The organism is Tsukamurella soli (assembly GCF_039541155.1).
GTDB lineage: Bacteria > Actinomycetota > Actinomycetes > Mycobacteriales > Mycobacteriaceae > Tsukamurella > Tsukamurella soli.
In genome coordinates this window covers 45,997-66,469 of record NZ_BAABFR010000016.1, presented here as the reverse complement: position 1 = coordinate 66,469, position 20,473 = coordinate 45,997, and the positions used below count along the sequence as shown (strand labels likewise).

General features: G+C 71.0%; 20 protein-coding genes and 1 tRNA gene. 18 read left to right on the top strand and 3 right to left on the bottom strand.

Going from position 1 to position 20,473, the window contains the following annotated elements; all coding sequences use genetic code 11:
• Positions 1 to 123: 123 nt before the first annotated feature.
• The 9 genes from ABD908_RS07415 (at position 124) to ABD908_RS07375 (ending at position 4,905) form a co-directional block, all read left to right on the top strand.
• The gene (locus ABD908_RS07415) at positions 124 to 1,305 is read left to right on the top strand and encodes a TadA family conjugal transfer-associated ATPase (RefSeq protein ID WP_344993099.1); all 1,182 of its coding nucleotides are present in this window, start codon (positions 124 to 126) and stop codon (positions 1,303 to 1,305) included.
• A complete protein-coding gene (locus tag ABD908_RS07410) occupies positions 1,302 to 2,126 on the top strand; it encodes a type II secretion system F family protein (protein WP_344993097.1) in 825 nt (274 codons plus the stop codon). Before ABD908_RS07415 ends, ABD908_RS07410 begins: the two co-directional genes overlap by 4 nt.
• Complete coding sequence (locus ABD908_RS07405; RefSeq protein ID WP_344993095.1) at positions 2,123 to 2,734, top strand: type II secretion system F family protein; 612 nt, start codon at positions 2,123 to 2,125, stop codon at positions 2,732 to 2,734. Before ABD908_RS07410 ends, ABD908_RS07405 begins: the two co-directional genes overlap by 4 nt.
• A gap of 31 nt (positions 2,735 to 2,765) precedes the next feature.
• Entirely contained in the window at positions 2,766 to 2,960 is a 195-nt protein-coding gene (locus tag ABD908_RS07400; RefSeq protein ID WP_344993092.1) for a DUF4244 domain-containing protein, read from the top strand.
• A gap of 29 nt (positions 2,961 to 2,989) precedes the next feature.
• A complete protein-coding gene (locus ABD908_RS07395) occupies positions 2,990 to 3,307 on the top strand; it encodes a TadE family type IV pilus minor pilin (protein ID WP_344993090.1) in 318 nt (105 codons plus the stop codon).
• Positions 3,300 to 3,683 (top strand): Rv3654c family TadE-like protein, encoded by a 384-nt coding sequence (locus ABD908_RS07390; protein WP_344993088.1) that lies wholly within the window; start codon positions 3,300 to 3,302, stop codon positions 3,681 to 3,683. Before ABD908_RS07395 ends, ABD908_RS07390 begins: the two co-directional genes overlap by 8 nt.
• Positions 3,680 to 4,231, top strand: a complete 552-nt coding sequence (locus tag ABD908_RS07385) for an ADP-ribosyltransferase (protein ID WP_344993086.1) — start codon at positions 3,680 to 3,682, stop codon at positions 4,229 to 4,231. The genes ABD908_RS07390 and ABD908_RS07385 overlap by 4 nt, the downstream gene beginning before the upstream one ends.
• Positions 4,232 to 4,247: 16 nt before the next feature.
• On the top strand, positions 4,248 to 4,433 hold the full coding sequence (locus tag ABD908_RS07380; RefSeq protein WP_344993084.1) for a hypothetical protein: 186 nt from the start codon (positions 4,248 to 4,250) through the stop codon (positions 4,431 to 4,433).
• Positions 4,434 to 4,539: 106 nt separating this feature from the next.
• Entirely contained in the window at positions 4,540 to 4,905 is a 366-nt protein-coding gene (locus ABD908_RS07375) for a TfoX/Sxy family protein (protein ID WP_344993083.1), read from the top strand.
• A gap of 207 nt (positions 4,906 to 5,112) precedes the next feature.
• Here ABD908_RS07375 and ABD908_RS07370 read toward each other — a convergent pair whose 3' ends face one another.
• On the bottom strand, positions 5,113 to 7,428 hold the full coding sequence (locus tag ABD908_RS07370) for a DEAD/DEAH box helicase (RefSeq protein WP_344993081.1): 2,316 nt from the start codon (positions 7,426 to 7,428) through the stop codon (positions 5,113 to 5,115).
• 356 nt (positions 7,429 to 7,784) lie between these two features.
• Here ABD908_RS07370 and ABD908_RS07365 point away from each other — a divergent pair, with 356 nt between their 5' ends.
• The 3 genes from ABD908_RS07365 (at position 7,785) to topA (ending at position 11,927) form a co-directional block, all read left to right on the top strand.
• Complete coding sequence (locus ABD908_RS07365; RefSeq protein ID WP_275478578.1) at positions 7,785 to 7,988, top strand: cold-shock protein; 204 nt, start codon at positions 7,785 to 7,787, stop codon at positions 7,986 to 7,988.
• Between the two features lie 148 nt (positions 7,989 to 8,136).
• Entirely contained in the window at positions 8,137 to 8,718 is a 582-nt protein-coding gene (locus ABD908_RS07360; protein ID WP_344993078.1) for a hypothetical protein, read from the top strand.
• 173 nt (positions 8,719 to 8,891) lie between these two features.
• On the top strand, positions 8,892 to 11,927 hold the full coding sequence (gene topA, locus ABD908_RS07355) for a type I DNA topoisomerase (protein ID WP_344993077.1): 3,036 nt from the start codon (positions 8,892 to 8,894) through the stop codon (positions 11,925 to 11,927).
• A gap of 43 nt (positions 11,928 to 11,970) precedes the next feature.
• Here topA and ABD908_RS07350 read toward each other — a convergent pair whose 3' ends face one another.
• A complete protein-coding gene (locus ABD908_RS07350; protein WP_344993076.1) occupies positions 11,971 to 13,503 on the bottom strand; it encodes an adenylate/guanylate cyclase domain-containing protein in 1,533 nt (510 codons plus the stop codon).
• Positions 13,504 to 13,615: 112 nt separating this feature from the next.
• On the opposite strand from ABD908_RS07350, the gene ABD908_RS07345 reads away from it, so the two are divergent.
• The 4 genes from ABD908_RS07345 (at position 13,616) to ABD908_RS07330 (ending at position 16,743) form a co-directional block, all read left to right on the top strand.
• A complete protein-coding gene (locus tag ABD908_RS07345; protein WP_344993075.1) occupies positions 13,616 to 14,836 on the top strand; it encodes a DNA polymerase III subunit delta' in 1,221 nt (406 codons plus the stop codon).
• Positions 14,837 to 14,915: 79 nt separating this feature from the next.
• A tRNA-Thr gene (locus ABD908_RS07340) sits at positions 14,916 to 14,991 on the top strand.
• 396 nt (positions 14,992 to 15,387) lie between these two features.
• Positions 15,388 to 15,858 (top strand): hypothetical protein, encoded by a 471-nt coding sequence (locus tag ABD908_RS07335; RefSeq protein WP_344993074.1) that lies wholly within the window; start codon positions 15,388 to 15,390, stop codon positions 15,856 to 15,858.
• Between the two features lie 282 nt (positions 15,859 to 16,140).
• The gene (locus ABD908_RS07330; protein WP_344993073.1) at positions 16,141 to 16,743 is read left to right on the top strand and encodes a hypothetical protein; all 603 of its coding nucleotides are present in this window, start codon (positions 16,141 to 16,143) and stop codon (positions 16,741 to 16,743) included.
• A 10-nt stretch (positions 16,744 to 16,753) separates the two neighbouring features.
• Here ABD908_RS07330 and ABD908_RS07325 read toward each other — a convergent pair whose 3' ends face one another.
• Positions 16,754 to 17,992, bottom strand: a complete 1,239-nt coding sequence (locus ABD908_RS07325; protein ID WP_344993071.1) for a PucR family transcriptional regulator — start codon at positions 17,990 to 17,992, stop codon at positions 16,754 to 16,756.
• Positions 17,993 to 18,094: 102 nt separating this feature from the next.
• On the opposite strand from ABD908_RS07325, the gene ABD908_RS07320 reads away from it, so the two are divergent.
• Together ABD908_RS07320 and ABD908_RS07315 are read left to right on the top strand one after the other, a co-directional pair.
• Entirely contained in the window at positions 18,095 to 19,591 is a 1,497-nt protein-coding gene (locus ABD908_RS07320; protein ID WP_344993069.1) for a flavin-containing monooxygenase, read from the top strand.
• A complete protein-coding gene (locus ABD908_RS07315) occupies positions 19,588 to 20,439 on the top strand; it encodes an SDR family NAD(P)-dependent oxidoreductase (RefSeq protein WP_344993066.1) in 852 nt (283 codons plus the stop codon). The genes ABD908_RS07320 and ABD908_RS07315 overlap by 4 nt, the downstream gene beginning before the upstream one ends.
• The last annotated feature ends 34 nt before the right edge of the window (positions 20,440 to 20,473 follow it).

Here is a 20,473-nt window from a genome sequence, read left to right as displayed (position 1 = left end):
CGGGCTGGACGCCGCGCTCGACGGTGGCGGGCTGAGCCCGGCACCGTCGTCGCCCCTCGCGGCGGCCGCCGGCCGGATTCTGGACGGTCTCGCGGTCCGCCGCGCCGCGCGGGGTGACGCGGCGTGAGCGGCGACCTGCTGTCCCGGGTGCGCGATCGGCTCGCACACACCGCCGGTGACCTCACCCCGGATGTCATGGCAGAGGCGCTGCGCGCGGAATGCGGGGGCGTGCTGGGTGATACCGAACTTCTCGACGGACTCGCGTACCTCGAGACGGAACTCGTGGGCGCGGGCCGCCTCGAGCCGCTACTGGGCGACCCGGACGTCGCCGACGTCCTCGTCGTCGGTGCCGGGCATGTGTGGGCCGACCGCGGGCGCGGACTCGAGCGCACGCCGATCGAGTTCGAAGACGACGATGCCGTGCGACGCCTGGCGACCCGCCTCGCCCTGGCCGCGGGACGGCGTCTCGACGACGCGCAGCCGTGGGTGGACGGCCATCTCCCGGCGGCGGCCGGGACCCGCGGCCGGGGCGGCCGCGTCGGCGTCCGGCTGCACGCGGTCCTACCCCCGTTGGCCACGAACGGGACGTGCATCTCGCTGCGTGTCCTTCGCCCGGCCACGCAGAGCCTCGACGCGCTCATCGCCTCGGGAGCTGTGCCGGACGAGATCGCCGGCGTGGTGCGCGACATCGTCCGAGCCCGCCTCGCGTTCCTCGTCACCGGAGGTACCGGCAGTGGGAAGACGACACTGTTGTCCGGCATGCTCGGCGCCGTCGACCCGGCCGAGCGGATCCTGTGTATAGAGGATGCGCGCGAGCTGGATCCCGTTCACCCGCATGTGGTCTCGCTGCTGGCGCGCGGCGCCAACGTCGAGGGTGCCGGCGCGGTCACGGTACGCGACCTGGTCCGGCAGGCCCTGCGCATGCGGCCCGACCGGATCGTGGTCGGCGAGGTGCGTGGCGCGGAGGTGGTCGACCTGCTCACCGCGCTCAACACCGGTCACGACGGCGGCGCGGGCACTGTGCATGCCAACGCACCGGCGGAGGTGCCCGCGAGATTGGAGGCACTGGCGGCGCTGGGTGGGATGGGCCGCGCCGCCCTGCACTCGCAACTCGCGGCCGCGGTCCAGGCCGTCGTGGAGGTTCATCGGTCGGCCGCGGGGGTGCGGGGCGTGCGTAGTGTCGGCACCGTGGTGCGCGGCGCTGACGGGCTGGTCGCGGTGACGCCGGTGTGGCACCGCGGGACGGGGTTCACGCCGGCGGCGGACGGCTTCCGGGCGCTCCTCGACGAGCGGGCCGCCCGATGACCGTGCCCTTGCTTCTGGCGGCGACAGCGCTCCTCGTCGCACCGCAGTCCGCTGCCGCGCAACGACTCTCACGAGTAACCCGCGGTGCTGCGGGGCGCCGTGCCGTCGGGGTGACCAGGGAGCGAGCGATCCTCGCGCTCCCGCTCGTCGCGGTGACGGCCGGGCCGTTGTGCGTCCTCGCGGCCGTCATCCTCACGCTCACCCTGCGCCAGCTGTTCGCGGCCGGTCGCAGGCGCCGCGTCGCGGCGGAGCGGGATGCGGCGGTCGTGGAGGCCGTGGCAGCGATGACGGCCGAGCTCGGTGTCGGCGCGCATCCCGCGGCGGCCTGCCGGGAGGCCGCGGGCGAATCGCCGCACCCCGGCGTGCGGCGCACCCTCGACGAGATGGCGAGCCGCGCCGCACTGGGTGGCGACGTCGCCGCCGGAATTCGCGCGCGGTGCGGCGACGACGCCTCGTGGGCTCGGATCGCGGTCGCGTGGGAGACCGGCAGCCGCCACGGTGTGCCGATCGCCGACCTCCTCGCCGCGGTCCGCGCGGACCTGCTCGCGCGAGCGCGGTTCGCGGAGCGGTCGCGCTCGGCGCTGGCCGGGGCGCGCGCCACGGCGACGGTGCTCGCATGCCTGCCCGTGCTGGGCATCGGTCTCGGTCAGGCGATCGGCGCGAATCCCGTCCGGATACTGCTGGGTGGCAGTGGGATCGGCGGAATCATGCTCGTCGTCGGGGTGACCTTCACGTGCGCCGGGCTGCTCTGGGCGGCGGCCATCACCCGGGGCGCCGACGGTGCCACGGCATCGCCCGGGGCCGACGGAGGCGCGTCGTGACCGGCCCGGCGGGTGCGCTGGTCCTGCTGGCGGCGGCACTCCTTGCGACGCCGTGCGGGGCCGCACATCGGCTCGGGGTGATCGGCCGGCCCGGCCATTCTCCGCGTCGACAGCGGTCGGGGCGTCGCCCGCGGTGGTGGCCGCGGCGAACCCCCGACATCGATTCCTTCGCGGCGGCCGCCGCCTACGACCTGTTCGGGGTGTGCCTGCGCGCGGGCATGCCGGTGGCCGATGCAGCCCGAGTGGTGGCCGGCTCGGCGCCGGAGGCGTTGGGGAAGCAGTTGATCCGGTCGGCGGAACTGCTCGCGCTCGGCGGCGACGTCGAGGCGGCGTGGCGGACCGAGTCGACCGACCCCGCGGTGGTTGCGCTGTCTCGGCTGCTGGTCCGCGCCGCGCGAGCGGGCGCCTCGCCCTCGGGCGGCCTCGCAGATCTGGCGGCGGAGCGACGTGCGGCAGCGGAGGACGGGGCGGTCGCAGCCGGCGAACGTGCGGCGGTGTCGGTGAGCGGCCCGCTCGGGCTCTGCTTCCTGCCCGCATTCGTGTGCCTCGGGATCGTGCCCGTGGTGATGGGACTTGCCGGCAAGGTGCTCGGCGGGGGTCTGCTGTGAGGCGGGCGTGTTCGGATGAAGGGGGAGTGGAATGTGGAATCGACTGCATTGCAGAATGATCGAGCTGATGACGCAGGAGGAGGGGATGTCGACCGCGGAGTACGCGATCGGGACGATCGCTGCCGCCGCGTTCGGCGCTGTGCTGTACAGCGTGGTCACCGGCGACAACATCGTCAGCGGGTTGACGTCGATCATCAGCAAGGCGCTCAACACCAGCACGGGGTAGCGCGGGTGCTCTCGTCGGAGGTGGGGGCGGTGACCGTCGAGGCTGCGTTGGCGATCGGTTCGCTCGTCGTGGTCCTGATCGCGTGCATCGGGGCGGTCACGGCGATGACGTCGTACGTCCGATGCGTGGACGCGGCGCGTGAGGGTGCGCGGTTGCACGCGCTCGGGGATGCGGCGCGAGCGTCGAGCGCTGTCGCCGCAGTGGCGCCGGGTGGAGCCTCGTCGTCGGTGTCGCGGGATGACGGTGCCGTCACCGTCCGCGTCTCGGCGGATGTGCCGCTGCTGCCGGGCCTGACGGTGACGGGAGTCGCCGTCGCCGCCACCGAGCCGGGCCTCGACGGTGAGTGATCTCCGCCGACCCGGTGGGGGCGGCCGAGGTGGCGGCCTGCAGGGTGATGACGGTGTCGCCACGGTGTTGGCGGCGCTCATGATCGCCGCGCTGCTGACGGTGGCGGTGATGATCACCGATGTCGCGGCGGCGGTGGCGGCGAGGCACCGGGCGCAGGCTGCGGCCGATCTCGCGGCGCTCGCGGCGGCTGCGCGGGTGGTGGACGCCGACGCGGCGTGTGTCGCGGCCACGCGCATCGCCTCCGCGAACGGCGGTCGGTTGCGGGACTGTGGGACCGAGGGATTGGAGGTGGTGGTCCGGGTCGAGGTGGATGCGCGGTTCGCGCTGTTCGCGTCGTCCACGGCCGCCGCCGCGGCCCGTGCCGGTCCGCTGTGAGCGGGCCGCCGGCCGGCCCGGATCCGGTGTGGCTACGTACGAGCCGCGAGCATGTCGCCGGCCTCACCGGTCGCCATCGGCGGTCCGTGATCGAGTACACCGGCGAGGGGCACAAGCGGATCAACGGCTGGCTGCGCCGCGGCGGGATGCCGGCAGATCCGTGGGCGGCCGCGCGGGTCAGGGATCTCGACGCGGTCCTCGCCAAGAACCCGATGCAGAGCGAGACGGTACTCGTGCGAACCGTCGACCTCGACGCGTTCCGGCTCGCCGGCGGCGGCGACCTCGCGAGAGTCGTCGGCGTCGTCCGAGTCGAGCGTGGCTATCTGTCCACGACGATGTACGCCGATGGTGGACGGACGAAGGCCTACGCCGACCCGGTCCGGCTGATCGTTCGGCTACCTGCGGGTACTCCAGCGGCAGCGGTCGGCGAGCTATCGGTCGCCGGTCAAGGAGAGGTATTGCTCGGCCGCGGCCTTCGCTACGTCCTGTCCGATCCGGCGTACGATCCGGGTATCGGTATGTGGGTTGTCGTGATGGAGATCGTTTAGCGGGAGGAGGACGTCGATGAGTGCACTGGACGACGGTGGTTTCGGTACCGAGGTCGTGACGGACCTGAGCGAGATCGCCTGCTCGCGGGCAACCCTGTTCGCTCGTCGCGGTTACCGTCTCCCCCTGCAGGACTCCGAGCGGGCGGCCGGGCTCACCGAAGCCGATGTCTGGAAGTTCACCGAAGAGGCGACCGCGGACTGAGCGGTCTCCGGCGGCAGGGCGACCGTGGCTTTGCGAGTCCGACTGCCGCCGTGCAGATCCGATCAGCGCCGGACCCGGCGTGGAGTCCATCGGCCACACTGCTCCCATGGCGTATGACGAGGATCTCGCGGAACGCATCCGGGACCTGATGGCCGAGGAGCCAGGCGCGACCGAGAAGCGGATGTTCGGCGGCCTCGCGTTCCTCGTCGGTGGGCACATGGCGGTTGCCGCGTCGCAAGACGGCGTCCTGGTCCGGATCGACGCCGAGGACTACGAGTGGCTGTCCGGCGAGCCGCACGTGGGCACCGCGATCATGGGCGGCCGCACCATGCGGGGCTGGCTACGCGTCGCCGCCGAGGGCGTCGCATCCGACCCCGCCCTGCGCGAATGGGTGGGCAGGTGCGTCGACTTCGCCCGGACGCTGCCGCCCAAGCAGAGGGCGGCCGGGACACCCGTCGGTCGGCGGGACTGATCGTGTTCCGCAGCCCTTGGACGCGTCTCAGGCGGGGTTCCAGGCTGCTCCAGCATCCGGAAATCGCTCCCGTGGAAAGTTATTCGTCCGCGGAAGCGCTTCTCTACCGCGGGAGGCGAGCAGGCGGGAGCGCGGGCGGGAAGTGGACCTCCCGATGGACGGCCGGCGATCGCGCGGTTCCGGGCGCCCACGACATGGCGCGGATCGTCAGGCCCCCAGCCCTCCCAGCACGATGTCCAGCACCATCACGGCACCCGCCTTGTCGAGCGGATCGTTCCCGTTGCCGCACTTGGGTGATTGCACGCACGACGGACACCCGTGCTCGCACTCGCACGACGCGATCGCCGACCGGGTGGCGGTGAGCCACTCGCGCATCATCTCGTAGCCCCGCTCGGCGAAACCCGCGCCGCCCGAGTACCCGTCGTACACGAACACCGAGGGCAGGCCGGTGTCGGCGTGCAGCGCGGTCGACAGGCCGCCGATGTCCCACCGGTCGCAGGACGCGACCAGCGGCAGCAGCCCGATCGCGGCGTGCTCTGCCGCATGGAGAGCCCCGGGCCAGCGTTCGGTGTCCAATCCGGCACGCAGCAGCGCGGATTCGGTGATCGTGTACAGCACGGCCCGGGTCTCCAGTGTCACCGCGGGCAGATCCAGCTCGACCGCGTCGAGCACCTCACCGGTGCGCAGGGTCCGCAGGTAACCCACGACCTGCTCGGTGACCTCGACGTCGACGAACTGCAGCTGCACGGGCCCCAGGTCGCGCTCGCGCAGCACCGAGGTCACCGTCACCTCCGTGGTGTCCCGCGCCGACGTGGTCCACTCCGGCTCCTCCGGATGCACCGCCGCGATGCCCTCGTCGAGGTCCAACGCGTCGACGACGTACGACTCGCCCCTGTGCAGGTATACGGCACCGTCGTGCACCGTCGACATCGCGCGTACGGCATCGACGGTGCCCAGCAGTTGCCCGGTCTCGCCGACCACGATCAGCACCTGGGCGCCGGAGCCGCCGCGGATGCTCACGTCGCCGTGCGGCTCGACGCCCGGCGCCACGAAGAACCCCGCCGGCCGCGCCCGCAGCAACCCGTCCTCGACCAACTGCTCCACGAGTGGCCACGCCGCCATCCGTTCGACCTCGGCGGTGGTCAACGGTAACTCGGCGGCGGCGCACAATAGATGCGGCGCAAGAACATACGGGTTGGTGGGATCGGTGATCGTGGCCTCCACGGTCCGACCGAGCAGCGCCTCCGGATGGTGCACCAGGTAGGTGTCGAGGGGGTCGTCGCGCGCCACCAGCAGCACGAGCGAGCCCTGTCCCCGCCGACCGCTGCGGCCGGCCTGCTGCCAGAACGAGGCGACGGTGCCGGGGAAGCCGGCCACGATCACCGCGTCGAGCCCGGCGATGTCGATGCCCAGCTCGAGCGCGTTGGTGGTCGCGACCCCCAGCAGTCGCCCGTCGGCCAGCGCCCGCTCGAGGGCGCGCCGGTCGTCGGCCAGGTACCCGGCCCGATACGACGCGACCCGGCCGGCCAGCTCGGGCGCCGCCTCGGCGAGCATCGCCCGGCAGCGCAACGCCGTGGTCTCCGCGGCGTGCCGCGAGCGCACGAACGCGAGCGTCCGGGCACCCTCGACGACCAGGTCCGCCATCATCCGCGCGGCCTCTGCGCCCGCGGAGCGCCGCACGGGCGCTCCGTTCTCGCCGGTCACCTCGGGCAGCAGGGGTGGCTCCCACAGGGCGACGGTGCGCGAGCCGTGCGGCGAGCAGTCCTGCGTGACCGCCTCGCAGGGCTCACCGATCAGCCGTGACGCGGCGGCGGCCGGGTTCGCCGTGGTGGCGGACGCCGCGATCACCACCGGCCGCGCCCCGTACCGGGCGGCCACCCGAAGCAGTCGGCGCAGCACGAGCGCCGTATGCGAGCCGAACACGCCGCGGTAGTGGTGGCACTCGTCGACCACGATGTAACGCAGTCCGCGCAGCAGGCGCGACCACCGGGCGTGCGACGGCAGCAGGCCCATGTGCACCATGTCCGGGTTGGTGAACACCCAGCGACTGTCGGTGCGCGCCCATCTGCGCATCTCGCGCGACGTGTCACCGTCGTACATCGTGGGTGAGACGGTGTCGAAGGCCGCCCGGCCCGCGATGGCCGCCTGCACGGCCCGCAGCTGGTCGGTCCCCAACGCCTTGGTCGGCGAGAGGTAGAGGGCGGTGGCACGCGCGTCGGTCGCGAGCGCGGAGAGGATCGGGAGCTGGTAGGCGAGCGACTTGCCCGACGCGGTTCCGGTGCACACCACCACGTGTCGGCCGGAGTGGGCGTGGTCGGCAGCGGCGACCTGATGGTGCCAGGGCCGTTCGACGCCCGCGTCGGTGAACGACCGGCGCACCTCCGGCGGTGTCCACGCAGGCCAGTCCGCGAATTCGGCTCGGCGTGGAGCGATCTCGGACACGTGGGTGGTCGCCGGCGTACCGGCGCCGGCCCCGGCCTGGACGCGAACGAGGAGTTCTTGCCCGAAGGTGTTGTGCTGCAAAACGATTCTCTCCGTCAGCAGCCCGCCGGGCGATCCTGCGAGGCTGCGCGGAACCATAGTACCGGCGTACCGGAACCGATCCGAATCGTTCGGAAGATGGTTAACACGAGGCAAATTTTGCTGCGGAACTGTCCCTGCGAAAGAAATCGTGGTTGACTGTGTGCGGTCGCAGCTCCTCCGGGCCGGTTCGAACACAGAGCCGGAGCCGGGGGATCGATGTTGCGGGCGTGGTACTGAGGATTTGAGCGCGGGTCACCGCGAGCGGCTCCATGAAGGTATGGCGGCCGGAACCGGCCGGGTGGAAGTCCCCAGGGCTCCCGCCGTACCGGTAGCAGGACAAGTAAGGAAACATCTCAATGGCACAGGGAACTGTGAAGTGGTTCAACGCGGAGAAGGGCTTCGGCTTCATCGCGCCGTCTGACGGCTCGGATGACGTCTTCGTTCATTACTCCGAGATCCAGGGGTCGGGCTTCCGCACCCTGGAGGAGAACCAGCAGGTGGAGTTCGAGGTCGGCCAGGGCACCAAGGGGCCCCAGGCGACCGGCGTCCGCGCGCTCTGATCTCACCACGCGACTAGATCGCTGACGATCCCCCCAACCCCTCGTGGGTCGGGGGGATCGACCTTTTCTTCGGGGCCGCCACCGCCGCGACTCGGCACATCGGCGTCGGTTACGGGGCGGAACGGCGGCCGAGCCCTACGCTGGACGGGTGGTCCAGCTGTCCCTCTTCTCCGCCGATCAGGCCGAGCCGTCGCCCGCCGACCTGGCGGGTCTGCTCGCGGCGTCGGGGCAGGTGGTCGAGGTGGGCGGTGTGGCGCGGGTGTCCGCGGTCGTTGCGGACGACTGGCGCGCCGACGCGCTGGCGGAGATGATCGTCGAGTCCGGCCTCGATCCACAGCGGGGACGGTCCGAGGAGGGATCGCCGGTGGTCGGTGTGGCGCAGACCCCTGCGCTCGCCGAGATCGCCGCCGCGTGGACACGTGGGGCCGTCAAGGTGGTGCCCGCGGGCTGGGTGCCCGGATCGCGGGCGGTCCGCGTGTGGGCGCTCGCCGCCGGGAAGGCCGACGGTGACTGCTACCTCCTCGGGCTCGACCCGCACTGCCCGGACTCCTACGCGCCGCTCGCGACCGCGATGATGCGCACCGGGGTCGCGCCGACCCTCGTCGGCACCCGCGGGGCCCGTCCGGCGCTGCGGGTGACCGGCCACCGTCGGCTCGTCCGGCTGGCGGAGATGGTCGGCGCGCCGCCGCTCGGCGCGCTCGCCGCGGAGGCCTGGCCCTACCCCTTTTGACCACGCGCGCCCCATTCGTACCCGCGGCCCGTGCGGTGGCGGATCGGCCCGGGCGTGGACGCGTGCAGCGGCACCTGTATATAAGGTGGAGCCGCGGTGCCGGATTGCGCCGCTGTAATCGCCCGGTGCGCAGACAGTCGCGGCCGGGCGAGATGGAAGGAAGGCGGATCCTCATGGCACAACGTGCATCGGCGACGGCTGGCAAGAGCACTAACGGCGTGCGGCGTCTGGTGATCGTGGAGTCCCCCGCCAAGGGCAAGAAGATCGCGTCGTACCTGGGCGCGAACTACACCGTGCGGGCGTCGATGGGACATATCCGTGATCTCCCGAGCGGTGCGGCTGAGGTCCCTGCGAAGTACAAGGGCGAGTCGTGGGCCCGGCTCGGTGTCGATGTGGACCACGGCTTCGAGCCGTTGTATGTGACCTCGCCGAACAAGAAGTCCACGGTCGCCGAGCTGAAGGCGCTGCTCAAGGACGCCGACGAGCTCTATCTCGCGACCGACGGTGACCGCGAGGGCGAGGCCATCGCGTGGCACCTGTTGGAGGCGTTGAGCCCGAAGATCCCGTACAAGCGGATGGTGTTCCACGAGATCACCCAGCAGGCCATCCTCGCCGCCGCCGCGGACCCGCGCGACCTCGATATGAACCTCGTCGATGCGCAGGAGACCCGGCGCATCCTCGACCGCCTCTACGGCTACGAGGTCAGCCCCGTGCTGTGGAAGAAGGTGATGCCGCGGCTGTCGGCGGGACGCGTCCAGTCGGTGGCCACGCGCATCATCGTCGACCGCGAGCGCGAGCGCATGGCGTTCCGGTCGGCGTCGTATTGGGACATCGCGGCGCGCATCGACGCCGGTGCGGACGCCCAGCCCCGGCAGTTCTCGGCGCGTCTCGTCGCCGTCGACGGCGCGAAGGTGGCCACCGGACGCGACTTCGACTCCGTCGGCGTGCTCAAGCGCGCGTCGGGCGTCGTGGTCCTCGACGGCGCCCGGGCCGAGGCGCTCGCCACAGGCCTGCGTGGCCGCCCGATGACGGTGACGTCGGTCGAGGAGAAGCCGTACACCCGCCGGCCGTACGCGCCGTTCATGACGTCGACGCTGCAGCAGGAGGCCGGGCGCAAGCTGCGGTTCTCGACGGACCGCACCATGCAGGTGGCGCAGCGGCTGTACGAGAACGGCTACATCACCTACATGCGTACCGACTCCACGACGCTGTCGGAGACGGCGATCAATGCCGCGCGCAGCCAGGCGCGGCAGCTGTACGGACCCGACTTCGTGCACCCGACGCCGCGGCAGTACACGCGCAAGGTGAAGAACGCGCAGGAGGCACACGAGGCGATCCGACCCGCCGGCGACACCTTCCAGACCCCCGGCCAGTTGGCGTCGGTGCTCAACTCGGACGAGTTCCGGCTCTACGAGATGATCTGGCAGCGCACGGTCGCCTCCCAGATGGCCGACGCGAAGGGCACCACCCTGAGCCTGCGTATCGAGGGGACCTCCACGAGTGGGGAGTCCGCAGAATTCTCATCGTCGGGCCGCACCATCACGTTCCCCGGTTTCCTGTCCGCGTACGTCGAGACCGTGGACGAGACCTCATCGGGCGAGGCCGACGACGCCGAGTCGCGGCTCCCGCAGCTGAGGCAGGGCCAGACGGTCACGGCGGCAGAGCTCAGCGCGGACGACCACACCACCAGCCCGCCGGCCCGCTTCAACGAGGCTTCGCTGGTGAAGACCCTCGAGGAACTCGGCATCGGCCGACCCTCGACCTACGCGTCGATCATCAAGACCATCCAGGACCGCGGGTACGTGGTGAAGAAGGGCAACGCGCTTGTGCCCTCGTGGGTCGCCTTCGCAGCGACGGGACTGCTCGAGGGGCATTTCGGCACGCTCGTCGACTACAACTTCACCGCATCGATGGAGGACGATCTCGACCAGATCGCGTCCGGCGACGAGGGGCGCACCGAATGGCTGTCGCGCTTCTACTTCGGTGGCGAGGATCCGACGGGGCACGACGAGACCGCCGAGATGACGCATGGCACGGGCCTCAAGCAGCTCGTGAGCGTGAACCTCGAGGGCATCGACGCGCGGACCGTCAACTCGATCCCGCTGTACGACGACTCGGAGGGCCGCACCGTGTTCGTGCGAGTCGGCCGCTTCGGGCCGTACCTCGAGCGCACGGTGCTCGACGAGAGCGGTGCCGAGGTCAGCCAGCGCGCCAACATCAAGGAGTCGATGACTCCCGACGAGCTCACCGAGGAGGTCGCCGAGAAGCTGTTCGCGACCCCCCAGGACGGGCGGCTGCTGGGCGTCGACCCCGAGAGCGGCCACGAGATCGTCGTGAAGGACGGGCGGTTCGGCCCCTACGTCACCGAGGTGCTTCCCGAGCCGCCGCAGGACCTCGACGAGGGCGACGGTGACGGCGACGGTAAGCCGGCCAAGAAGGCCAAGAAGCCCGACGGACCCAAGCCCCGGACCGGTTCGCTGTTCAAGTCCATGGACATCGAGACCGTGACGCTCGAGGACGCGCTGAAGCTGCTGTCGCTGCCGCGCGTCGTGGGCGTCGACCCCGCGTCGGGCGAGGAGATCACCGCCCAGAACGGCCGGTACGGGCCGTACCTCAAGAAGGGGACCGACTCCCGGTCGCTCACCGACGAGGGCCAGCTGTTCACGGTGACGCTCGATGCGGCGCTGAAGCTCTACGCCGAGCCGAAGCGTCGTGGCCGGGGTGCGGCGACGCCCCCGCTGCGGGAGCTGGGCTCCGATCCGGTGTCGGGCAATCCGATGGTGATCAAGGACGGCCGGTTCGGACCGTATGTGACCGACGGCGAGACCAACGCGTCCCTGCGCAAGGGCGACGAGGTGGCGTCGATCACCGATGAACGCGCCTCCGAGCTGCTCGCCGATCGCCGGCTGCGTGAGCCGGCCAAGAAGGCGACCAAGAAGACGGCGGCCAAGAAGGCACCTGCGAAGAAGACGGCGGCCAAGTCGACCGCCGCGAAGTCGACAGCAGCGAAGTCGACCGGGGCGAAGAAGACCACCGCCGCCAAGAAGACCACCGCGGCCACGAAGACGACCGCTGCTAAGACGACGGCCAGGAAGGCGCCCGCGAAGAAGGCGCCGGCGAAGAAGGCGCCGGCGACGAAGCCTACGGCGCCGAGGACGGGGACGGCGGGAGCGGGGACCGCCACGATCGAGATCGAACCGCCGTTCTGATCCGACCGGGTTGGTCGGGCGACCCGGCGAAGTCACCGGCGGGCTACTCGAAGGTGACCGGCCGGGCCAGCTGGGTCAGCTCCCCGCGGCCGCGTAGTTCGATCCGTTCCCCGAGCGTCCAGAGGTCCTGCTCCGCGGGGGTGGCGGCCGCCACGGCGCGGGCGGCGGCAAGCAGGCACGACGGCTCCGTCTTCGCGATCTCGGTGATCCGGGCGGCCTCGTTGACCGGGTCGCCGATCACGGTGTACTCGAACCGCGCCTTGGCGCCGATGTGGCCGGCCACCACCGTCCCCGCGGACACGCCGATGCCGAAGCCGGTGCCGCCGAGGACCTCCCTCAGCTGCACGCGCATCTCCCGGGATGCGGCGAGCGCCGCGCCGGCGTAGTCGGGGTGCGCCAGCGGGGCACCGAAGATGGCCAGCGCCGCGTCGCCCTGGAACTTGTTGACGAACCCGCCGTGCAGGTCGACGAGGTCCACCACCACCTTGAAGAAGTCGTTCAGGAGGTCCACCACGGCCGCGGGCTCCTCGGTGACCGCGAGCCGCGTCGACCCGACCAGGTCCACGAACAGCACCGCGACCTCGCGGATCTCGCCGCCCAGGTGGGTGCCGTGTTCCAGTGCCTGCCGGGCCACGTCCTCGCCGACGTACCGGCCGAACATGTCCCGCATCCGCTGGCGTTCGGCCAGGTCGTGCACCATGTCGTTGAAGCCCGCCTGCAGCAGGCCCAGCTCACTCGAGTCGTAGATCTTCACCGACGCGGTGAAGTCACCGTCGCGCACCCGCCGCTGCGCGCGGAACAGCTCCTTGATCGGATCGCCGATCGCGGACGCCACCCGCACCGTCCCCAACAAGCCCGCCGCGAGGGCGGTCAGGGAGAGCAACAGCACCGGGTCGACGAGGGGCTTCGTCCGCATGTCGAGGATGCCGGTGTGCTGGATGATGATCACCATCACGATGCCCAGCAGCGGCATCGCGGTGCCCAGAACCCAGCTCAGCACGATGCGGGTGGCCACCGACAGTCCCTCCGAGCCCTGCGGCTCCTGCGCGAGCGCGGTGACGGTGATGGGCCGCAGCACCCGCTCGGTCTGCATGTAGCTCAGCGCGCATGTGGTGCCCGCCCCGAGTAGCACAGTGAGCGCGATCACCACAGAGATCCGGCGGGAGGTGTCGAAGTTGACGAACACGAACAGGCCGCCGCCCACGAACCACAGCGCGGCCTGCAGGAGCGACATCCGCAGCGGCAGCGCCAGCGCCCGCTTGGAGATCTCCGGGTCGTACGGGGCGCTGCGGCGGTGCCAGCGGATCACCGGTGTCGTCAGATATCCACCGACCGCGAATCCCACGACGGTCGCCAGCATCAGATACCCGATGAACAGCACCAGGTTGAGCCCGCCGATCGTCTGCAACTGCACCGATTCGTCCACCGGCAGCGCGAAGCGCAGGAAGCCGAACACGAACACGGCGCCCAACACGTTGGAACGCAGGATGTCGAGCGCGAACACCGGCCACGGGGTACGAGCCAGCCAGCGCGCCAGACGCAGGGCGCTGCTCAGTCGGCTGGGCGCGTTCGACACCCACCCAACTTAGCCTGCTGTGCCCGGGATGCCCGCTCGGTCCGTGCGCGTTCGTCTCGTTCGGTCTGTGCGTCTCCGTCGGGTGTCGCGGCGGATGGCTAGGGTGGTCGGGGTGAGCGGGGTCTTCGAGCGGCTGGTGGGGCAGGAGCCGGTGGTCGACGTGCTGCGTGCCGCCGCGGCAGCGGCCCGCGACGTCGCGGCGAGCTCGGGGACGGTGGCCGACCTGTCCGGCTCGGCGATGACGCACGCCTGGCTGTTCACGGGTCCGCCCGGCTCCGGCCGGTCCATCGCCGCGCGTGCGCTCGCCGCTGCGCTCCAGTGCGAGGACCCGGCGGAGCCGGGGTGCGGACGGTGCCGGGCCTGCACGACCGTGCTCGCGGGCACCCACGCCGATGTCCGAGCGATCGCGCCCGACGGCCTGTCGATCGCCGTCAAGCGGATGCGTGAGGTGGTCGCGGACGCCTCGCGCCGGCCGTCGGTGGGCAAGTGGCAGGTCGTGTTGATCGAGGACGCCGACAGGCTCACCGAGCAGGCCGGCAACGCGCTGCTGAAGATGGTCGAGGAGCCGCCGGATCAGACGATCGTCCTGCTGTGCGCCCCCACGGTCGATCCGGAGGACATCTCGGTCACCCTGAAGTCGCGGTGCCGGCACGTGCCGCTGGTCACACCGTCGGCGACGTCGATCGCCGAGGTACTCCAGCGGGACGGCATCGACGCAGAGCGTGCGGAGTGGGCGGCGGGGGTGAGCGGCGGTCACGTGGGCCGCGCGAAGCGCCTGGCCACCGACCCGCACGCGCAGGCACAGCGCAAGCAGGCCCTGAGCGTCGCCCGTGCGGCCATGTCCGACGGGGTGTACGGCACCGTCGAACAGCTGCTGCGCGACGCCGAGGCCGCCGCTAAGGAACTGAACGCGGGACTCAACGAGCGTGAGACAGAGGAACTGCGAACGGCGCTGGGTGCGGGCGGCACCGGCCGCGGTACCGCCGGGGCGATGCGCGGCTCGGCCGGTCAGCTCAAGGATCTCGAGAAGCGCCAGAAGGCCCGCGGCACGCGCGCCGTGCGCGACACGCTGGACCGGGCGCTGATCGATCTCGCCGCGCTGCTGCGCGACGCCCTGGTGCAGTCGACGGGGGCCGCGGTGACGCTCATGCACCCCGACGAGGCCGAGCAGACCCGCAAGCTGGCCGCGTACGCCACGCCCGAGGGGCTGCTGACCTGTGTCGAGGCGGTGCTCGAGTGCCGCGAGGCGATCGATCTCAACGTCAAGCCGGTGGTGGCGCTCGACGCCATGGCGGCGGGCGTGTCCACGGCCCTGCGGACGCAGCGACGGTGACGACCACCCGGTTTGGTGCAGCGGGCGACCGTCAGTAGACTGTGCACTCGGTTCGTTCCGCCCCGGCGGACAGAGCCACGCCGCCTTAGCTCAGTCGGTAGAGCGCTTCACTCGTAATGAAAAGGTCGCGAGTTCGATTCTCGCAGGCGGCTCCATTCTTGCAGGTCAGGCGGGCTATGATGCCCAGCCTGCTGTGTTTCTTCCAATTCGGGCGGCCACTTCTCGACCGAGGCCGGCTCGCGCACCGGCGTAGTCGAGCACTACGCACTCCATGTCGTCGCACGGCGCTGCCTGCGCACAGGCTTACCGACGGTGCATCGCCTGATCGAACGTCCAGACGCTCATTGGGGAGGCGCCCGATCGTCAGCGTCCGAACCACCGGTGAGTATCTGCACTTCCCGTAGGTGGCTGTGTCGCCGGTAAGCGACTGGCCGATCGCCACAGCGGTCCGGCAGATGGCGCGCGGGTTTTCGCAGGGGTGAGCACGCACGATGACCCGGTCGGGCACAGAAGAGGTCGTGGCTCGTTCGACTGGTGAGACGGGATGTTGCATGGTCGAGTTGTTCAAGCAGGTGGCTACAGCAGCGGCGACTGCGGCATTGGTGGGTGTCGGGGCGTTGGTTCCGGCCTCGCCCGCCGCCGCCGATGGCCGGACCGATTGTGAGATCGTGCGCGAATCGGTTCCGTCTGTGATGGCTACTGCGGCGGAGTTGCAGAAGGCCGCCCGAGTGAGGGGCTGGCGGTGGACCGATCCCGACATCCAGGACGCGAGGAACAAGATGCTCGCAACGTACCCGTTTTGGCTGTACGCGGATGAACTGGCCGGGCTGCCCGGGCGTTCTATCATCTGGGATCTGCCGAACGGGGATTGGGTCGGCGACGCCGATCACCTTGTCGCCGCAATGAATGCTCAGATGAGCACGATGCGCAATGCGAACGCCCGTGCCGATGTGCTGCCCGACGCTGCCGCGACCGTGGCCGCGGCCACTGCGCTGCAGCGCGACTGCGACGGCGTGAACTGACGTTGATGGCGAAGAGCCTCTGATCGCCCTCCGGGAGCGTGTGAGTCGCCACGATTCGTCTGGTGGCCCGGGCGGTGAAAAGATGCTCGGGTGCACACCAGACTCGCGGCGGTCGTCGTCGGTATCGCGTCCCTCGCCCTGCCACTGGCCGCATGCGGGTCCGGTGGAACCACCGCCCCCACGAGCTCCGTCGCAGCCCCCTCCGCCGTGTCGCCATCGCAGGCCGAGGATGCCGCATGTAACGGGATGTCGTGGCCCCATCCGGTGCCTCCCGTCGTCGGCATGATCCTTCGGCAGGCGGAGGATCGGCTCGGGTGCTTCGACTTCGCTCACGCCATCGGGCCGGACGACACCGACGAGCTGACGGGCACGCCGACCGGTGACTTCCGGATCACGTCGGTGACCCCGTCGGCAGGCACCGCGGTGTCCCGCACCGAACCGATCTCGGTCCACGTCACCCCGGTGGATCCCGCCGAGCCGGCCGCGCTCGAGCCGTGCTCGTGGCTCACGAGCGACCAGGCCGCGAAGGCCCTCGGTAGCGGCGGCGTCACCACCGCACCGGCCGGCGACGAGCGCGGATCGGTGTCCCCGAGCTGCGGGTACAAGGCTGGGAGCAGGCTGCTGACGGTGGTCCTCGATCTGCCGGGGGCGTACCCCGTCAGCGCCGCCTCCTCGTTCGCGCTGGAGCGGACCCCGGAGGGCGGCGCGCAGGTCACCTCGGTGTCGGGCGTGGGGTCGCAGGCCGCGTGCGTGGTCGACGCCCAGAGCACCACCTTGTTCGTGCTTCTGCCCCGCGAGCGCATCCTCAGCGTCGTCGGCTGGGACGGTGCTGGCTGCGACACCCTGACCGATGTAGCGCGCACCGCGGCGAGCCGGGTGGGCTGAATCCGGTCTCCTACGCCGGATCGATCTGCCACGACAGCAGCTCCAGCGCCACCCCGACGTGCACGACGTTGTCGGCCAGCGGCCGGGGGAGCAGCTCGTCGGCGCGTGCGAGCCGCCGCAGGACGGTGTTGCGGTGCGTGTACAGCCGCTCCGCGGTGCGCGACGTGTTGCACTGCTCGCGGACGTAGGCGAGCACGATCTCGCGCAGCTCCCGCTCGGCGTGCGCCAGCGCGCCGAGCGTGTCCGCGATGAACTCGGCGGCGTCCGAGGGCTTATCGCGCAGCAGGTCGACCAGTTGGATGTCCGCGAAGAACGCGAGTCGTCGGCCCGGGGACAGCGCCGCGAGCGTTCGCTGTGCGGCTGCGGCGTCGAGGTGGCTGCGGCGGAAGCCGTCGAGCCCCGTCGCCGTCCGGCCGATGGCGACACGCACGCCGGGGCAGCTCGCGATGGCCCGCTGCGCGTCGAGGCCCGACGGTGCCGGACCCGGCAACCACAGCCACAACGTCGCGGCGCTGGCGACCACGGTCAGCCGGCGCGCGGCGCCCGATGCATGCATCAACGCCTCTGCCGCCGCTTCGAGATCGCGGGGCGCGGTGCCCGGCGGAGCCCAGACGATCGCGGCCGTGTGTGCGCCGTCGAACCGGTACCCGAGGCGGCCCTCGGCGCGGGGGCGGTCCACGGGTGCCCCTTCGAGTACCAGGGTGACCGTCGCCCGCCGCTCCGCGGGTGTGCCGGAGGTCAGGTCGTCGCGTTCCGCCTCCATGCGCGCCGAGATCGCGGAGATGGTGTCGTCGATGAACGTCGCGATGGACCGCGACGATACGACGAGCAACTCGCGCAGCTCGGTGGGCTCGTCGCTGAGATCGAAGCAGATCGGCAGCCACAGCCGCCACACCGCTTCCTGCGATGTGCGGTAGGAGTCGAGGGCGTCCCGGTCCATGCCGCGCCGTACGAGGTCGCGGGCCGTGGCCAGCGCGGTCGGGCCGAGCACCGGCACCACCCGTTCGCCGGGGTGCTCGACGTTGGCCGACGCCCAGTGCAGCAGGTTGGCAGTGGTGGTCTGCCGGATCCCTTCGGCCAGTACCGGGTCCGCGGCGACGGTGCGCATCCGCTCGCCGCTCAGTGCCGCCTCGTGGATCGCGGCCAGCACCCCCGACTGTGGAGCCAGGGCCGTGCGCACCGCCTCGCGGAACAGCTCCGCCCCCCGATTGGAGAGTGTCGGCCAGCCGTCGTGGGCATTCTGCACCATGCGCACCATGATCGTGTTGCGATCCGTGCTCGCGCAAGTGGTGCCCCTCACGCGACACTCGAATCAGTACGCAGCGGGAACCCGCCGAAAACAGGAGTTGGTATGAGCAACACGGACACAGTCGTCGAGCATCTCGATGTCGCCATCATCGGTGCCGGGATATCCGGACTGGGCGCCGCGCGGTACCTGAGCGTCGAGCATCCCGACCGCACCTTCGCGATCCTCGAGGGCCGTGCCGCCTCCGGCGGGACCTGGGACCTGTTCCGCTACCCCGGAATCCGCTCGGACTCGGACCTGCACACGTTCGGGTACGAGTTCGCGCCGTGGCGTGACCGCCAGTCGATCGCGGATGCCGACCGCATCCTGGACTATCTCCGCAGCACCGCCTGCGACGCCGGCGTCGACACCGCGGTCCGCTACCACCACAGGGTGATGGCGGCACACTGGTCCAGCGCCGACGCGCGCTGGACCCTCGACATCGAGCGCACCGACACCGGGGAGCGCACTCGCCTGACCGCGAACTGGGTGTTCGGGGCCACCGGCTACTACCGCTACGACGAGGGCTTCACCCCGGAGTTCGCCGGTCGAGAGGACTTCCAGGGCACCATCGTCCACCCTCAGCACTGGCCCGAGGACCTGGACTACGCGGGCAAGCGCGTCATCGTGATCGGCAGCGGCGCCACTGCCGTCACCCTGGTACCGGCGATGGCGCGGACCGCTGCTCACGTGATCATGCTGCAGCGGACCCCGACATACATCATGCCGGTGCCCCGCGAGGACGTGATCGCCATCGCGCTGCGCCGATTCCTCGGCGAGGAGCGGGGCTACGCCCTCACCCGGCGGAAGAACATCGCGCAGCAGCGAGGGATCTGGCTGTTCTGCCAACGCTTCCCGAAGCTCGCGCGCCGGATCATCCGCAGCGTCAACGCGAAGCGGCTGCCTGAGGGCTTCCCCGTCGACGAGCACTTCAATCCGCCGTACAACCCGTGGGACCAGCGGCTGTGCGCGGTGCCCGACGGTGACCTCTTCAAGGCCATCCGGAACGGCTCCGCCTCCGTGGTCACGGACCGGATCGCGACGTTCACCGCGGCGGGGGTCCGGCTCGAGTCCGGTCGCGAGCTCGAGGCCGACATCATCGTCACCGCAACGGGTCTCAACCTGCAGATCCTGGGTGGGATGTCGCTGACCGTCGACGGCGAGCCGGTGACGTTGTCCGACACCGTCGTCCACCGCGGCACCATGTTCAGTGGAGTGCCCAACCTGGCCATCGCGATCGGGTACACCAACTCGTCGTGGACGCTCAAGGTGGGACTGCTGTGCGAGTACTTCTGTAAGTTGCTGCGGCACATGGACGAGACGGGGGTCGACACAGCGTGGGCCGAGGCCGACCCGGGCATGGAGACGCGGCCGCTGCTGGACTTCGGCGCGGGCTACGTGCAGCGGTCGCTCGACCGGCTGCCCAAGCAGGGCACGGCTGCGCCGTGGCTCATGTCCAAGGGCTACCAGGAGGACTGCAGGCTGCTTCGCGATGGTGAGGTGGCCGACCGGCACCTGCACTTCGCCGCGTCGGCCGCCCTGAAGCAGCGGGAGCTGGTGTGAGCGCGGGCTGTTTCCGCGGCAAGGTCGCCGCGGTGACCGGTGCGGGCTCGGGGATCGGCCGCGCGCTCGCGGTGGGCCTCAGCACCCGCGGCGCCCGGGTGGCCGTGGCGGACATCGACGAGGTGGCCGCGGCGCACACCGCGTCGCTGTGCGTCGGCGAGGCGGAGCCGTACCTCGTGGACGTGGGGGATCGCGCGGCGGTCGGCGCGTTCGCGGCGGATGTCGCGGCGCGGTTCGGCGGCGTCCACCAGATATACAACAACGCCGGAATCGCGTTCAACTCCAGCGTTCTCGACCACGAGTGGGCCGACTACGAGCGTGTTCTCCGGGTGAACCTCGCCGGTGTGATCCACGGGACCCAGGCGTTCCTGCCGTACCTGATCGACTCCGGCGACGGGCACGTCGTCAACATCTCCAGCCTCAACGGCTTCACCCCACAGCCCGGCCTGTCGGCGTACTGCACGACCAAGTACGGGGTCCGCGGGTTCACGGAGGTGCTGCGCTCCGAGATGCTGCTCGACCGACATCCGGTGCGCGTCACCGTCGTCCACCCCGGCGGTGTGGCCACGTCGATCGCCGACAGCGCCGCCGCGTTGGCGCGATCGACCGGCCGTACGCTCACCACCGCACAGGAGGCGCGCAACCGTACCTACACCGAGAAGCTGCTGAAGATGCCGCCGGACAAGGCGGCCCGGATCATCCTGGACGGTGTCGCCCGCGGCCGGCCGAGGGTCCGCGTCGGCTCGGACGCCGTCGCCATGGACGTTATCGCACGGCTGGTACCGAGCCGGATCGCCGAGGTCACGGTGGCGCTCGAGCGCCGCATCCTCGCCGCGGAGCGGGTCTGATCAGCGGTTGACAGTGACCGCTGTGCGCCCCACG

Coding starts and splice junctions, on each gene's coding strand:
- ABD908_RS07410 (WP_344993097.1), top strand. CDS start 1,302: ATGACCGTGCCCTTGCTTCTGGCGGCGACAGCGCTCCTCGTCGCACCG.
- ABD908_RS07400 (WP_344993092.1), top strand. CDS start 2,766: ATGTGGAATCGACTGCATTGCAGAATGATCGAGCTGATGACGCAGGAG.
- ABD908_RS07380 (WP_344993084.1), top strand. CDS start 4,248: ATGAGTGCACTGGACGACGGTGGTTTCGGTACCGAGGTCGTGACGGAC.
- ABD908_RS07375 (WP_344993083.1), top strand. CDS start 4,540: ATGGCGTATGACGAGGATCTCGCGGAACGCATCCGGGACCTGATGGCC.
- ABD908_RS07365 (WP_275478578.1), top strand. CDS start 7,785: ATGGCACAGGGAACTGTGAAGTGGTTCAACGCGGAGAAGGGCTTCGGC.
- topA (WP_344993077.1), top strand. CDS start 8,892: ATGGCACAACGTGCATCGGCGACGGCTGGCAAGAGCACTAACGGCGTG.
- ABD908_RS07335 (WP_344993074.1), top strand. CDS start 15,388: ATGGTCGAGTTGTTCAAGCAGGTGGCTACAGCAGCGGCGACTGCGGCA.
- ABD908_RS07330 (WP_344993073.1), top strand. CDS start 16,141: ATGATCCTTCGGCAGGCGGAGGATCGGCTCGGGTGCTTCGACTTCGCT.
- ABD908_RS07325 (WP_344993071.1), bottom strand. CDS start 17,992: ATGGTGCAGAATGCCCACGACGGCTGGCCGACACTCTCCAATCGGGGG.
- ABD908_RS07320 (WP_344993069.1), top strand. CDS start 18,095: ATGAGCAACACGGACACAGTCGTCGAGCATCTCGATGTCGCCATCATC.